We start from the raw sequence: 14,519 nt of genomic DNA, 5'->3' as shown, positions 1-14,519 counted from the left end.
CCAACGGTTCCGCGATACGCACGCCGGCGATTCTTACTCGAACAGCGTCGCCCAGTCGGGATCGCGGTGGGCGGCGAAACACATGGCGATTTGCTCTGCGGTGTTTCTTGTCGTCGAGAGTTGGGGCAGTTGGTCTTCAGCGAAGTAACGGATCTCCGTCGTCTCGATGTTTGGCTCGAACTGCCCATCAATACGGGTGCACTGCACGAAAAACTTGATCACCCCGTACGGGAAGGACAGGCCGTTATGGCTGGCGCAATCCTGTACCGCGATGAGTCGGTCGGCGGTTACGTCGAGTTCGGCTTCCTCTTTGACTTCCTTGATCGTGTTGGATCGTACGGATTGTGATTCTCGTCGACCCAGCCGCCGGGCAGTGATCATTCGCCGCTGTTTTCGTGCGTGAGCAGGATACGACCGTCCGCATCGAAGATTGCCGCCCTGGTGTCGAGTTTCGGCGTCGGGCATCCAGCGCTGATCAGCCCACGTATGCGTTCGATCGGCATATCGGTCTGCATAGCAAGCATGCTGAGCGCTATGTCGCGGATACGTTCATATCGCTCCCGATCAAACGGATCCTAGTTGTACATCAATCCGGCTTGGGCTAGGGCTTGCAATTCTTTGGTCCAGTCCAGCAGCATACGATTCGACGACACAGTCGATGATGTCGATAATGCTGGTGATGCTGATGCCGGTTCGTTCATGATGCCGCCATTCGTTGCAGATTTGTCTATGACCATTATCACTGTTCAAATGCGTTTCAGTTCGGCCATAGCGGCATAATGCAGCACCTCAAACCGTTCTGGAGCGATGCGTTCGAGCAGCGCCTTATGCTCCTGCTCCCACGCTGCGATGTCGTGCGCGGAAAGGGATGCGCCGATGCCACGGCATGCCTTTACTCGTCCGTTCCAGCTTTCGCGCGTGAACGGTACCGTGAGTTTGTATTCCTCATGATGGATGAGTGCAAAGCCGTCCGCGTAGCAGGCAGGAATGTCGATCGGTCGCATTCGCTCCCCCGCGCCGCTCCAGTTCGGATTGTATTTCAGGATCAGTCGTTCGCTTGCGTCCGCGATCGGATCCTCGAATGGCAACCATGCCATATACAGCACGAGGATACGCCCGTTAGGTTTGAGGATGCGATGCAGGATGCCGTGAATCGTCTCATGGTCGAAATACCAAAAGCATTGGCACGCGGTAATTACGTCGAATGTGCCATCGGGAAAATCGATATGCTCCGCCGGTATCGTCTGATATTCGATGCCCATACCTTCGGAAAGCCGCCGTGCTTGAGCGATCTGCTGTTCGGAGATATCGACGCCGACCCATGTTGCCCCATATCGAGCCATCGCTCTCGGAATCACACCTGTACCGGTGCCCAGATCAAGAACATGTTGCCCGTCACAGCACAGACCGCGGTCAAGAATTTTCTGGTAGAACCGCGCCGGATAAATGTCGCGATATCGCGCGTATTCGTCTGATACGCGTCCCCAATCAAAGGGAACGCCGTGATCTATACTCTCATCGGATATCATCCGGCTGCCTCCTGATGGATGCCTTGCATCATCAGCAGATATACCAACTTCGAGCACTCGAAGTCAATCACCACGATTCTTGACGCGTACCGTCATGGACGGTTCCGTTATCGCACGATCCGGTCGCCGCGCAGGAAGACAAGCGGGATGAAGATCAGCGGAACCGCGCACGCACCCATCGCCAGATACGTCAGGTTCATGCCGCGCATGTTCGCCGCGGCCAAATCCATGCCGCCAACGTGCGCGGAAGCCGCCAGCGCGGTCATCATTCCGACGAACACAGCCTGGCCAATCGCGCCAGCGATTGTACGCAATGCGGTGAGCAGGGCGTTCGCGTCGGCGAGACGGCCCTCGCCCGCAGAGCTGGTGCCCCAGGTCACGAGCGGCATCATCAGGCAACCGATCGCCAACGAACGCACCACATTGATCGTGGCTGCCACCCAGATTGATGCCGAGAGAGGCAACAGCCCCATGCACAGGTTGCTGACGGTCAGACAGATGCCGCTGACAAGGAACAGCCGCTTCACACCAAACCGGTCGTAGAGCCTACCGGCCATCGGGCTGATGATCGCCATCACAAGCGAGCCGGGCAAACTCACCAAACCGGCCATCGACGCCGAGCCGCCTTTGATGGTCTGCACATAAAGCGGAAGCATCACCGACGAGCCCATCATCGCGAAGTACAGCAGCATGCTACCGATCACACTCAGCGCAAAGCCGCGATTGCGCAGAATACGAACGTCCAGGAACGGGCGTTCACGCCTGAGCTGCAATGCCACGAACCAGATGGATGCCGCAATACCCAACACCAGTGGCAGCAAAACCGCCGTGCTAACAAACGGCATGGCACCGATGTTGCCAATGCCGAGCGTCACGCCACCGAATGCCACAATGCTCACAGTGAAAGACAACACGTCGAAGGATCGCTTGGATACCTTGAGCACATTGCCGAACACGAAGCATGCGACGATCAGCGAAACCGCCATCACCGCGATCACCAAGTAAAAAATCGACCGCCATCCGAATGCATCGACCATCAGACCAGACAACGTAGGCGCAATCACCGGTGTGACGCCGACCGCAAGACCATACCAGCCCATGATCGTGCCGCGATTGTCCGGATAAATGGTCATCAGCACCACCTGTGCCATCGACATGAGCAGTCCATTGCCGCATGCTTGTACTACTCGGCCAATCATGATGACGGCGAATGGCACCGGAACCACACATACCAGAGAGCCGACAATAAACAGTACTGCGCCAGCAAGGTACAGCGGCTTGGTAGGGAATCGAGTGATAAGGAATGCAGTCAGTGGCATCACAATGCCCATGGCGAGCGAGTATCCACTGGTGAGCCACTGGCCGACTTGCATGGTGATGCCCAAATCGGCCACGATGGGCGGCAAAGCCGTGGTAAGCGCCGTGGCCATGATGGTGGTCGCGATGCACGAAAGCAATATATTGACGAAAATGAACGTACGGCGACGGTTGCTTAATAACGATTGTTCAACGTTAGACATGATGCTGATTCGTTTTATTGGTGTTGTTTGTCAAGCTTTTGGTAATGAAATCATCACATCAAACATGTCAAATACCGACTAAATCGAAGAAATGCTCGATTATGGCATCGTTGAGGAGACGGCCTCTGCGCGTAGGAATGATGCGATTACGCCCTTCAACATCACCCGTGATGGTGATGAGCCCCTCCTCAACCATCGGCTGCAGCTGGTTGATGTCAATGGGGCTCAAGCTTATTCCAGCATCAGTTGCAGTGGTTGCGATTCCCACTGTTGCAATGACCTGATTGATACGGTCCAAGTCGAGGCCTTCGCGGATGCGCAGACCGAGCATAATAAGTTCCTCGAGGTTTTCGGTCGGAGTGATGTCCTCGCTACCGCTCCAAGGCACGCGATTCTCGTTGATGGCGGTGCCCCACAGGCGAGGGTGCGCGATATCCCACGCACGCAGAGCACCAATTGACGGCCGGGCATTGTAATGGCTGTGCGCACCCGGGCCAAGGCCCGTCCAGTCAACATTGCGCCAATACCCAAGATTATGCTGGCTTTCATATCCGGTCTTCGCCCAGTTGGAGACTTCATACCATTCAAGACCGGCTGCCGCAAACAGGTCGTCGGCTATCTCGTATTTGGCGGCCTCGTCATCGTCGTTCGGCTTAGGCAGGGTGCCAGCAGCAATTTGACGGCCCATCTTGGTGGTGGGTTCCACGGTCAAGGCATATGCAGAAATATGGCTGACGCCTAAATCGATAGCCGTTTTTACTGAAGTCCGCCAATCATCCAGACTCTCCCCCGGTGCACCATAAATCAAGTCCACACTGGAGCGAAGTCCGGCTTTGTTCGCAGCCTCAACACCGGCCTTTACATTGGCCGGCGTGTGCGTACGGTCAAGAATTTTGAGCACATGTGGCACGGCGGACTGCATGCCGAAGGAGATCCGCGTGAACCCGCCTTCGGCGAGACGCTTGATGTAGTACTCGTTGACGGTGTCCGGATTGGCTTCGGTGGTGATTTCAGCATCGGACTGAATGCCCCAAAGCTCACGAATGGCAGCCAACATGGTCACGAGATCGTCAGCAGAAAGAATCGTTGGGGTGCCACCGCCGAAGAACACCGTGGAGACCGGCGGCTCTTCAATACCATGGTCAAGTTGCCATTGCTTGACCAACTTCATTTCGCGAATGACCATGTTGGCGTAGTTGCCGCGTGAGGCACCCGCGCCAAGATCAACCGCCGTATATGTGTTGAAATCGCAGTATCCGCAACGCCGCAAGCAGAACGGAACGTGAATGTAGACCTCATAGGTCATTGTTGTCTCACCCTTCGCCGCATTTGTGCTTCCTGTCCTGCAAAAACAGGCCTCGCTACGCTCGGACTCAATGCCACCCTCGCTCGACTATCGTCTCACTCAGGCTGAGCCTACGGATAGTCCACTGGACTGTCCGCTTAACGGCTCAGCCTTCCGTCTTTTGGGCGGCTCGGATCTTGTCCTTGGTGTCGCGGTCGTTGGAGTCCTCACCGGTGGACAGGGCAGCGATGAACGCCTCCTGCGGGACTTCCACATGACCGAGCATCTTCATACGCTTCTTACCGGCCTTCTGCTTTTCGAGCAACTTGCGCTTACGGGTGATGTCACCGCCGTAGCACTTGGCCAACACGTCCTTGCGCAGGGCGCGAATGTTCTCGCGTGCGATGATGCGCGAACCGATCGCAGCCTGAATCGGAATCTCGAACTGCTGGCGTGGGATGAGCTCGCGCAACTTCTTAGTCATCATCACGCCATACGAATACGCCTTATCACGGTGCACGATAGCGCTGAAGGCATCCACTTTCTCGCCCTGAATAAGGATATCCACCTTGACGAGATCGGCGGACTGCTCGCCATCCTCATGATAGTCGAGCGAGGCGTAGCCCTTGGTGCGGGACTTCAGCTGATCGAAGAAGTCAAACACGATTTCCGCGAGCGGAATGCGGTAGTGCATCTCCACGCGGTCGGTGGAGATGTATTCCATTGTGCCCATCTGACCACGGTGATCCTGGCATAGATCCATGACCGCGCCGATGAATTCCTTGGGTGTGATGATATCGGCGGCCACCATAGGCTCCACGATCTTCTTGATCTTGCCATCCGGGAATTCACTCGGATTGGTCACATGATGTTCCGACCCGTCTTCGGAAGTCACATCGTAGGTGACGTTCGGAGCGGTCTGAATGAGGTCGAGGCCGAATTCACGAGACAATCGCTCGTTGACGATCTCCATATGCAGCAGGCCCAGGAAGCCACAGCGGAAGCCGAAGCCCAACGCCACGGAGGTTTCCGGCGTGTAGATCAAGGCGGCATCGTTGAGCTTGAGCTTGTCGAGCGCATCACGCAGTTCCGGGAACTGAGCGTTATCGATCGGGAACAGACCGGCATACACCATCGGCTTGGGATCACGATAGCCGGGCAGCGGCTCGGTAGCCGGACGGACCGCGGAGGTCAACGTGTCGCCCACCTTGGACTGGCTCACATCCTTGGCACCGGTGATGATGTAACCGACCTCGCCGGCACCGAGCGCCTTGGTGCGGGTCATGTCCGGGCTGATCACGCCGATTTCGATGGGGTCATGTGTCATGCCGATGCCCATCATGTGCACCTTTTCGCGGTCATGCAGTTCACCATCTTCCATACGGATGTAGGTGACGATGCCACGGTAGGAGTCGTACACGGAATCGAAGATCAAGGCGCGGGCCGGAGCTTCAGGATCACCGTGAGGAGCGGGAACCTCAAGCACGATGCGGTCGAGCAGTTCGGACACGCCTTCGCCGGTTTTGCCGGACACACGCAGCACATCGCTCGGCTCGCAGCCGATCAGACCGGCGATCTCCTCAGCATGCTTGTCTGGTTCGGCGGAGGGCAGATCGATTTTATTGAGCACCGGGATGATGGTCAGATCATGATCGATGGCCATGTACAGGTTAGAGAGAGTCTGCGCCTCGATGCCCTGCGTGGCGTCCACCAACAGCACTGCGCCCTCGCAAGCTGCCAACGCGCGAGAGACCTCATAAGTGAAGTCCACGTGGCCCGGGGTATCGATCATGCCCAGCGTATATTCAGTGCCGTCGAACGTCCATGGCACACGTACAGCCTGGGATTTGATGGTGATGCCGCGCTCCTGCTCGATATCCATACGGTCAAGGAAGCGATCGCGCATTTCGCGCTCAGGCACGATACCGCTCAACTGCAGGATGCGATCGGCCACGGTGGACTTGCCGTGATCGATATGCGCTATGATGCAGAAGTTGCGAATCACCGACTGATCGGTAGAACCGGGCTGATTGTGCTGGACGACCAACGACATTCCTCCTCTAGGCAAAAACGCTCCGGCGGCTCCGGACAAAAGCTCAAACTTACCTCAGTGTAGCCGAGGGACTGTATTCGGCGTGGCATCGCGCGGGTTTTTCCGGGGTGCATGCTATCCTCTTACTTTTGTATGTCCTTGTAAAACACATCGTTTGGAGTAAACGTGGCAAACATTAAGTCGCAGAAGAAGCGCGTGCTCACCAATGAGAAGGCGCACCTTCGCAACATGGCTGTGAAGTCCGGCCTGAAGACCGCCATCCGCGCCACCCGCGAAGCCATCGCCGCCGGTGACAAGGCTGCCGCCGAGGCCGCCTACAAGGTCGCTGCCCAGAAGCTCGACAAGGCTGCTGGCGCTGGCGTGATCCACAAGAACCAGGCTGCCAACCGCAAGTCCGGCCTCGCTGTGGCAATCAACGCTCTGTGAGCATAAGCCTTTACTAAAGGTTCGTTAACAACCCTGCAATCCATTTGGACTGCAGGGTTTTGTTTATTTGTTTATCCGAAAAGCGTCGGAGGGCAGCGAGGAGAAACGGCAGAACAACGATTCGTTCAATTCTCGCTGCCGCTATCACTTGGCAACGGCCGCGACATTCACTGCGGCAAGGCATCGAACATGCAACTCATTTATCATCGCCATCAGGTCGATCTTCAGAGTTCGCAACTGAATGCGGCGTAATATCCGGACGCTCAAGATAACGCTTCTCCCCTGGAAGATATACGTGAGTACGCGGCATGGCACCGGGCATCGTTACGTTAAAAGCCACCGACAATATTCGAATCGCCACCACGATAATAACGATCAATACGTCAAGCACCATTTCGGAGCGCATATCGAACCAGCCGTAGTGTACGCCTCGCCAGACCAATACGGTTAAGATACAACCGACGAACGATGGGATAGCGTAAAGGTGCTTGTCACGAATGATCATCGGCACGTCGCCGATGAAAATATCCCGAATCAGGCCACCGGCCAATGCAGTGAACATACCGAGGAAAATCGCGGTCATGCCAGATGATCCGAATGCCAAAGCTTTCGCGGTACCGTTAACCGCGAACAGGCCAAGACCCAGCGCATCGACAACCGTCATCGTCCATTTAAGTTTTTTGATTTCCGGATGAGCAATGACCACGATTATGCCGGAAAACAAGGTGGTGAGCACATAGCCTTTATCGGTGATTCCCACAGGCGGCAAATCCCCCAACATCACATCGCGAAACAGACCGCCGCCAAGCGCGGTCAGCCAGCCGCACAGCATAATCGAAAAGATGTCATACCCTTTTTGGATTGCGGCCAAGCCACCAGAAAGCCCCCAACACAGGATGGCGAGATATTCAATGCCGATGAAAAACGCATTGCTTTCCAACGCCATTTCCATTGGTTGCGCTCCCCTCTTTTTTTGCCTCTCATGTTGCATTCCGCCAGCCCCGTGGAGCCGTATCGAGAGTAACAGAGACGCTGCCCTACCCCATCTTCTCCCAGACAAACTGAGGGAGTCCTTGGTTTACCCGCAAAACGCGCGAACCCCGCGCGATAAGGCGCGGGGTTCGAACGGTATGTCCTGGATTGTTTTGACCAGATGGGCCCGACTCAGCGGGCGTAGAATTCGACCACGTACTGGATGTTGACCTGCACCGGGATCTCTTCGACCTCCGGCTTGCGGGTCACAGTGGCCTTCAGGGACGGCAGGTTCACATCGAGGTAGCCGGGGACCTGAGGCAGCACATCACGGTGCACGCCTTCAGCGGCGATCTGGAACGGAACCATGGTCTGGCTCTTAGCCTTGACCTGAATGGTCTGGCCGGGCTTGACGCGGTAGGACGGGCGGTCCACGATGTTGCCGTCAACGAGGATGTGACGGTGTACCACGAACTGACGAGCCTGAGCGGTGGTGCGGGCGAAGCCGGCACGCAGCACCAGGTTGTCAAGACGGGACTCCAGATCGATCAGCATGGCGTTACCGGTCTGGCCGGCGGTACGGGTGGCCTTCTCGTAGGCAGCGCGCAGCTGCTTCTCGGAGACGCCGTACTGAGCGCGCAGACGCTGCTTCTCGCGCAGACGCACTGCGTAATCGGATTCGGCGCGACGACGGTCACGGCCATGCTCGCCCGGAGCATACGGACGCTTTTCAAAGATGCGCTGAGCCTTGGGGGTCAGTGCGATGCCGAGGGCGCGGGAAAGACGCACCTGACGGCGAGAACGCTGAACGTTCGTCATTGGATTATTCCTTCTGTCGTTATCTGAACGGAACGTCTGCGCTGTTACGAGCAGACGCTGAGTCGGGCCTCCCCAACGCTTCGTCGTGATGTTCACGAACGGGTTGGCTCTCTTGCGATCGCCTACCGCCGACCCGTTGATGGGCTATGACTCCAGACGGCATTTGCTGGTCGGCAAACACCAACGTCTAATATTACACCGAGGCCATGGACAGCGCTCCGGCATCCATGCGATACACCTTGTCCGCCCACGTCAGTACGTCCGGATCATGCGTAACCACCAGCACTGCCATACCATTATCCGCTTGTTCTCGCAGCAATCGCATAACGATATCCGTGCTGGTCTGATCCAGATCACCGGTCGGCTCGTCTGCAATCAACAGCTTGGGGGCATTCATCAGAGACCTAGCGATGGATACACGCCTCATTTCACCGCCGGACAGCTCTCGTGGACGGCTTTCTGCCAACTCCCCCACTCCGAGACGTTCCAACAGCGTGCGTGCGCGGTCTTCTATTGGATTGTTCCGTACCTCCTGCATGTTATCCACTGCCTGTTCCGCATCACGAATTGGCGCGATGACATCAGGCATGTATGGGTCATCGATGGTTCCGGATGCTGTCGTATCGCCGGCAGCTGCCTGCCTGATCGACGAGTCATACGGGGCGACGACGGCAGGCTGTCGCCCTATCTTGTGGTTCCGGCCTTGTTCCTCCGTCGACATGCCGAAGAGCATGGTCGGAAGCGTGACGTTGTCCATGACGGTAAGGTTGGCGAGCAAGGTTTGGCTTTGCGTGACGAAACCGATGGTGCTGTTGCGCAGCAGCGACAGTTCGCGATCCCGAAGTGTGGATATGTCGTGTCCGTCAATGCGTACACTGCCCGATGTGGGGCGGACAAGGCCGGCGATCATATTGATGAGCGTGCTCTTGCCGTTGCCGGATCGGCCCACTATGGCAACGAATTCCCCCGGTTCGATGGTGAGGTTCACATGGCTGACCGCATCGAATGGCACCCCGCGACGACTGAAGCTGCGTGTGAGATCGGTAATCTCGACCAGTGCAGTGCCGCGATCATTTTCGGCAGTGAAATTCGACGCATCCATCGCAGTACTTCGCGCGGCATCTCTCCCAGTGCTCTTCGTATTCCTCGTACTCTGCGCGCCGTGCAATGGGGCAACATCGGTTTGGAATTCGCTCATATCATTCCCCCTCCCGCAACGTCAGATAGGCTTCCGGACGACCGATGCGAACGAGTACGGCGAGAGAGCCGGCCACACCAATCGCCACCGAGCACACCAGAGTCAACGCCATTATGGCAAGCACTGCAGGTACCGATGCCTGTAGATACGGCAACTGCAGTTGTTTGCCGATCAGAGCGCTGAACGGGAAAATGGCCAATGACGCCAGCCCCACGCCAAAAACACCTCCGATCAAGCCAATCAACGCGGATTCACGCAGGAGTATTCCGGCCAGCATCCCTCGTGTGGCACCGAGAATGCGCAGCGAAGCGAATTCACGCTTGCGCTCGTTGACCGAAGCCGCGAACACGGCCAGAAGCACGATGATGCCCATCATCCAGATGGCCGCCACGAATACGGTCAGATAAGCCACCAACGCGTTCAGCGCGGTTTTAGTAGTGGCAGTAACGCCGCCTGGATAGACGTAACCGAGATCGGAGAAACGCGAGTCCAGACGTTTGATGTTCTCCGATACGGTTTCGGCACTGTATCCTTCACTCACTTTGATCAGTACGGTAGAGACGGCCTTGTCCGCATATTCCGCCGGCATGACACGTTTGGCGACTTTGGCAGAGGCCTCCACCATCTGAGGCACGGTGTCAAGATTGATGAACACGGAATTATCCAAACTGGTGCCCGTGGAGGCCAGCTGCGCCACGACCGGCCACTTATGGCCGTAGAGCTCCACAGTGCCGTCCGTGGAGACATTGACGTTCGCTCCGGCAATCATCTGACCGTCTTCTAGCGTGCCATCGAATTGGGAGGCCACCCATGGCTCGATCACGAAGTCGGTGGATGGATCATAGCCTATGATCTGCAGTTTCTCGGCGCAGCATTCTGCCGCCAGTGAAGCGATATACGTCTGTTCACTGGCCTGCTCGATGCCATCGGCCTTCTTGACTTCGTCGGCGATGTCTTTAGTGAAATAGAACGTGCTGGGGTTACCGTCCGTCAGGAGCGCTTCGGCCTTTTGCGCCGTATTTTGCGGCACCACCATAAGATCCGCGCCAAGTCGGCGCTCCATACTGGCCATGCCGGTGTTGAGATTCATGGTCAGCATGGTGCCGCCGAAGAAGGCAAGCGCGAGAATGGTCACCACAGCCAGCAGGGCGCCGGTGCGCATGGGCCGCCCGACGAGGTTGCGGGCGGCCAGCGCGCGCAAAGTACGCCGCCGTGAACGCTGGAAGCTGTGATACACAGTGGTGCGATCAGTCATGTCAGGCACGCTTGGCGGAACGGGCGTCCATCCAGATGGCCACAGCGGCAAAGACGATAACCAGTACACCGAGCACGATAAGCGTGGGCAACATTACCATGCGGCAGTGCATCATGGCGCCCTTGCAGATACCGATCAGCACGGTGGGAACGGCGAACAGCAGCAGCGTATTGGCAACGGCAGCGATGTTCAGACCAATACGCACCTGAGGTTTTACAAACAGTGCCACGATGCCGAGCGCGAGAATCACCACGCCTATGCCCGTGGCGGCCTGCTGCGAGTAATGGCAGGCGGGCATCATGCCGTCATGCGCACCGCAGGCGTGAGCGAACGTCTGAGGCGCAATGGCAATCAACGCGCCGAGCACGATATCGGGCAGCGCGGCGAGCAGTCTGTTCTTCATGGATTCTTCTCTCCTGTGCATTAGATACAAGGCAACCTATGTATTATGTCCACGGAGAAATCAGAAAAACAAGTCTTGAATTTACCGCCCGCCTATGTTATACGCCCGATCATCGAGAGCGGCTTCGCCGCGACAGGCTCCTATTGAAAGCTCACTAGAGCTTTTCAATGGCTGAGCCGTTAAGCGGACAGTCCAGCGGACTGTCCGTAGGCGAAGGGAGCGGCTTCGCTGCGACAGGCTCCTATTGAAAGCTCACTAGAGCTTTTCAATAGGAGCCACACGCAGCATCAAGCGCTTGACTCCCGCAGAACCAAAATCGACCGTAATCACAGAGTTGCGTCCCTTATCCTGCGCATCGGTAATCTTGCCAAGACCGTACTGGTCATGACTGATCATGTCGCCAATGGCGAAATCCGCAATGTTCAGGCCATTGTCTTTGGCCAGTTGGGAGCTAGGAACGCTTTTTCCACTGGTCGCAGACGATTTGGGAGTGGTGCGTCGAGTCGTGACCTTGCCACCGCGCGTATGGTCATACGAGTCGGACGAGCCCGTACGCGAACCATAGGCGGAGCTACCTGATCGGGACGACCGGGAGCCGTATGTCGAGCCGGATCCCCCATAGGATGAGGATCCGGAGCGCGAACCGTAGGATCCATACGATCCGTAAGATGAGCCCGAACCATACGACGAAGAACCGTATCGAGATCTGGAACCATACGAGGAGCCGGAACCCCTTCCACCGAACGTAGATGCCCCGCCGAACGTGGCACCGCCGAAATCATCGTCGTCCCATCCGCCCAGATCATCGGCGAATCCATCGGTCCATTCGCCACGCATGCGTTCCACGCCGGCTTCACGACGTTTCCAATCGATGAGTTCAGCCGGAATCTCATCCAAAAACTGGCTGGGCATCATGTCTGCCGCCTGTCCCCATTGGGAGCGTGCGGCTGCGCGCGTTACATACAGACGCCGTTTGGCACGTGTGATGCCCACGTACGCAAGACGACGCTCTTCCTGCAGTTCAGTGGTGTCTTCCATGGAGCGGGAGTGCGGGAACGTACCCTGTTCCATGCCGGTCAGGAATACCACCGGATATTCAAGACCCTTGGCGGTATGCAACGTCATCAACGTCACTTTGCCTGAATCTACGCTCTCGCCGGGAAGCTGATCGGAATCGGCCACCAATGCCGTGGTTTCCAAAAATGCAGACAATGTTGCGTCCGGAGTGTTCTGCTCGAATTCAGCGGCGGTGGACTGCAGCTGGGAGAGATTCTCCAGACGGGAAGCGTCCTGAGGATCTACGGATTTCTCCAGTTCACTCCTCAGCCCTGATTTTTCCAGCACTTCGGCCACGACTTCGCTGGGTTTGGAATCGTGGGCGCGGGTGAACTGGGAAAGCGATCCCATGAGTTCGCGGAACGCTTTGAGCTGTGTGGCCGTACGAGTAGGAACGTTCGGTATCTCGTCCACATGCATAAGCGCATAGAAGAAACTCGTTCCCTGTTCACGCGCATACGCCAGCAACACGCCTTCGGCCCGTTCTCCCAAGCCACGCTTGGGCACGTTGAGAATGCGACGCAGATTCACATCGTCGTCCGGATTGACGAGCGCCTGCAGATACGCCAATGCATCCTTGATTTCACGACGTTCGTAGAATTTGGTGCCACCGACCAGCTGGTAGGGCAGATTCGCGTTGATCAACGCCTCTTCCAGCGAACGGGACTGCGCGTTGGCTCGGTACATAATGGACATGTCCGAATAGGCGATGTCCTCTTCAGCGTGCAGTCGCGCGATCTCGCCGGCAACCCATTGCGCCTCCTGCTGGGCGTTATCCGCGGCATAGCCGACGATCGGTTCGCCTTTGCCGAGGGCTGTCCATAGTTTCTTCGGCTTGCGTCCTTCATTATGGCTGATCACGGCATTGGCCGCATCAAGGATGGTCTGCGTGGAACGATAATTCTGCTCCAGCATGATGGTTTTAGCCGCAGGAAAATCCTGCTCGAAATCCTGAATGTTACGAATGTCAGCGCCTCGGAACGCGTAAATGGACTGGTCTGAGTCGCCCACCACGGTGATCCATGCAGGACCGGTCTTGCCAGCGTTCGGTGCGCCCGGAACAGCCTGCTGGCCGGCGTCGACTCCCGCCAATTCACGTACAAGTACGTACTGGGCATGGTTGGTGTCCTGATACTCGTCCACCAGAATGTAGCGGAAACGATGGTGGTAGTACTCGGCCACGGCCGGGTCCGTTCGCAGCAGTTCGACGGTACGGCCGATGAGATCGTCGAAGTCCACGGCATTGGCGAGCGCCAGCCGATGCTCGTATTCGGCGTAGATCACCGCGTAGATGGCTTCAAGATCCCCGACCGTACCGAACTGGTAGCCGCGTTGGCCGGGTGTGAAGTCCGGGGCATGCACGGACAAGTATTCCTTCCAACCGGTCAGGTTGTTCTTGAGATCGGAGATGTGGCCCAGAATCGAGCGTGGAGTGTAGCGCTTGATATCCAGATTGAATTCTGTGGCGATGATTTTGACCAGTCGTTCGGAGTCGGCGGAGTCATAAATGGAGAAACCGGACTTCAGCCCAATGGCTTTGCCATCACGTCTCAAAATCCTCACGCAAGCGGAGTGAAAGGTAGACACCCACATGCGTTGGGCCACCGGCCCGATAAGTGAGCCGAGTCGTTCGCGCATTTCGGCGGCGGCTTTGTTGGTGAAGGTGATGGCGAGCACCTGACTCGGCCATGCGCCGAACTGGCTCAGGATCCATGCGATACGACGGGTGAGCACTCGGGTCTTGCCAGAGCCTGCACCTGCACCGATCAATAGCGCTTGACCTCGGTACTGCACGGCCTCGGACTGCTGCGGATTGAGGTCGCCCACAAGTTCCTGAGCGCTGCGTGCGATGACTTCTGGCTCCTCGAACACTATCTACTCCTCCGACGTTGTAAATACCCGATGGGAGAGCTGGATATATGGACCGCAGCCTCAAAGGGCAACCGTCCACTCTGCTTCCCTATATGACGCGACATTCATATCTACCATACGCGCCGCCCATA

At 56.9% G+C, this 14,519-nt stretch carries 13 protein-coding genes; 1 reads left to right on the top strand and 12 read right to left on the bottom strand.

The features are described 5' to 3' along the window. Nucleotides 1–33: 33 nt before the first annotated feature. The 6 genes from G1C97_RS12595 to lepA form a co-directional block, all read right to left on the bottom strand. Nucleotides 34–381, bottom strand: coding sequence for an NUDIX hydrolase (locus G1C97_RS12595; RefSeq protein ID WP_169240670.1), 348 nt, complete (start codon nt 379–381; stop codon nt 34–36). Beyond that, entirely contained in the window at nt 378–536 is a 159-nt protein-coding gene (locus G1C97_RS12590) for a hypothetical protein (RefSeq protein ID WP_470287753.1), read from the bottom strand. The genes G1C97_RS12595 and G1C97_RS12590 overlap by 4 nt, the downstream gene beginning before the upstream one ends. A 210-nt stretch (nt 537–746) precedes the next feature. Then, nucleotides 747–1,529: a class I SAM-dependent methyltransferase gene (locus tag G1C97_RS04065; protein ID WP_169240669.1), complete on the bottom strand. Its 783-nt coding sequence runs from the start codon at nt 1,527–1,529 to the stop codon at nt 747–749. 107 nt (nt 1,530–1,636) lie between these two features. Next, on the bottom strand, nt 1,637–3,049 hold the full coding sequence (locus G1C97_RS04060; RefSeq protein WP_169240668.1) for a DHA2 family efflux MFS transporter permease subunit: 1,413 nt from the start codon (nt 3,047–3,049) through the stop codon (nt 1,637–1,639). 67 nt (nt 3,050–3,116) lie between these two features. Further along, nucleotides 3,117–4,355 carry a radical SAM family heme chaperone HemW gene (hemW, locus tag G1C97_RS04055; RefSeq protein WP_169240667.1) on the bottom strand — a complete coding sequence of 413 codons (1,239 nt, stop codon included), beginning with the start codon at nt 4,353–4,355 and terminating at the stop codon, nt 3,117–3,119. A gap of 145 nt (nt 4,356–4,500) precedes the next feature. Further along, nucleotides 4,501–6,387: a translation elongation factor 4 gene (gene lepA, locus G1C97_RS04050; protein ID WP_169240666.1), complete on the bottom strand. Its 1,887-nt coding sequence runs from the start codon at nt 6,385–6,387 to the stop codon at nt 4,501–4,503. 165 nt (nt 6,388–6,552) lie between these two features. On the opposite strand from lepA, the gene rpsT reads away from it, so the two are divergent. Then, nucleotides 6,553–6,813, top strand: a complete 261-nt coding sequence (gene rpsT, locus G1C97_RS04045) for a 30S ribosomal protein S20 (RefSeq protein WP_169240665.1) — start codon at nt 6,553–6,555, stop codon at nt 6,811–6,813. A gap of 196 nt (nt 6,814–7,009) precedes the next feature. On the opposite strand, the gene G1C97_RS04040 is transcribed toward rpsT, so the two are convergent. The 6 genes from G1C97_RS04040 to G1C97_RS04015 form a co-directional block, all read right to left on the bottom strand. Continuing rightward, nucleotides 7,010–7,765, bottom strand: a complete 756-nt coding sequence (locus tag G1C97_RS04040) for a trimeric intracellular cation channel family protein (protein WP_169240664.1) — start codon at nt 7,763–7,765, stop codon at nt 7,010–7,012. A gap of 212 nt (nt 7,766–7,977) precedes the next feature. Continuing rightward, a complete protein-coding gene (gene rpsD / locus G1C97_RS04035) occupies nt 7,978–8,604 on the bottom strand; it encodes a 30S ribosomal protein S4 (protein WP_100495631.1) in 627 nt (208 codons plus the stop codon). 193 nt (nt 8,605–8,797) lie between these two features. Beyond that, complete coding sequence (locus tag G1C97_RS04030; RefSeq protein ID WP_169240663.1) at nt 8,798–9,706, bottom strand: ABC transporter ATP-binding protein; 909 nt, start codon at nt 9,704–9,706, stop codon at nt 8,798–8,800. Nucleotides 9,707–9,803: 97 nt separating this feature from the next. Further along, nucleotides 9,804–11,057, bottom strand: coding sequence for an ABC transporter permease (locus G1C97_RS04025; RefSeq protein WP_169240662.1), 1,254 nt, complete (start codon nt 11,055–11,057; stop codon nt 9,804–9,806). Between the two features lies 1 nt (nt 11,058). Then, a complete protein-coding gene (locus G1C97_RS04020) occupies nt 11,059–11,460 on the bottom strand; it encodes a DUF4418 family protein (protein WP_169240661.1) in 402 nt (133 codons plus the stop codon). A 255-nt stretch (nt 11,461–11,715) separates the two neighbouring features. Further along, on the bottom strand, nt 11,716–14,388 hold the full coding sequence (locus G1C97_RS04015) for an ATP-dependent helicase (protein ID WP_169240660.1): 2,673 nt from the start codon (nt 14,386–14,388) through the stop codon (nt 11,716–11,718). Nucleotides 14,389–14,519: the final 131 nt, after the last annotated feature.

It is taken from the genome of Bifidobacterium olomucense, from assembly GCF_012932375.1.
GTDB classification, from domain to species: domain Bacteria; phylum Actinomycetota; class Actinomycetes; order Actinomycetales; family Bifidobacteriaceae; genus Bifidobacterium; species Bifidobacterium olomucense.
Note: the sequence above shows the minus strand (reverse complement) of the source record. Positions and strands in the feature narration are given on the sequence as shown.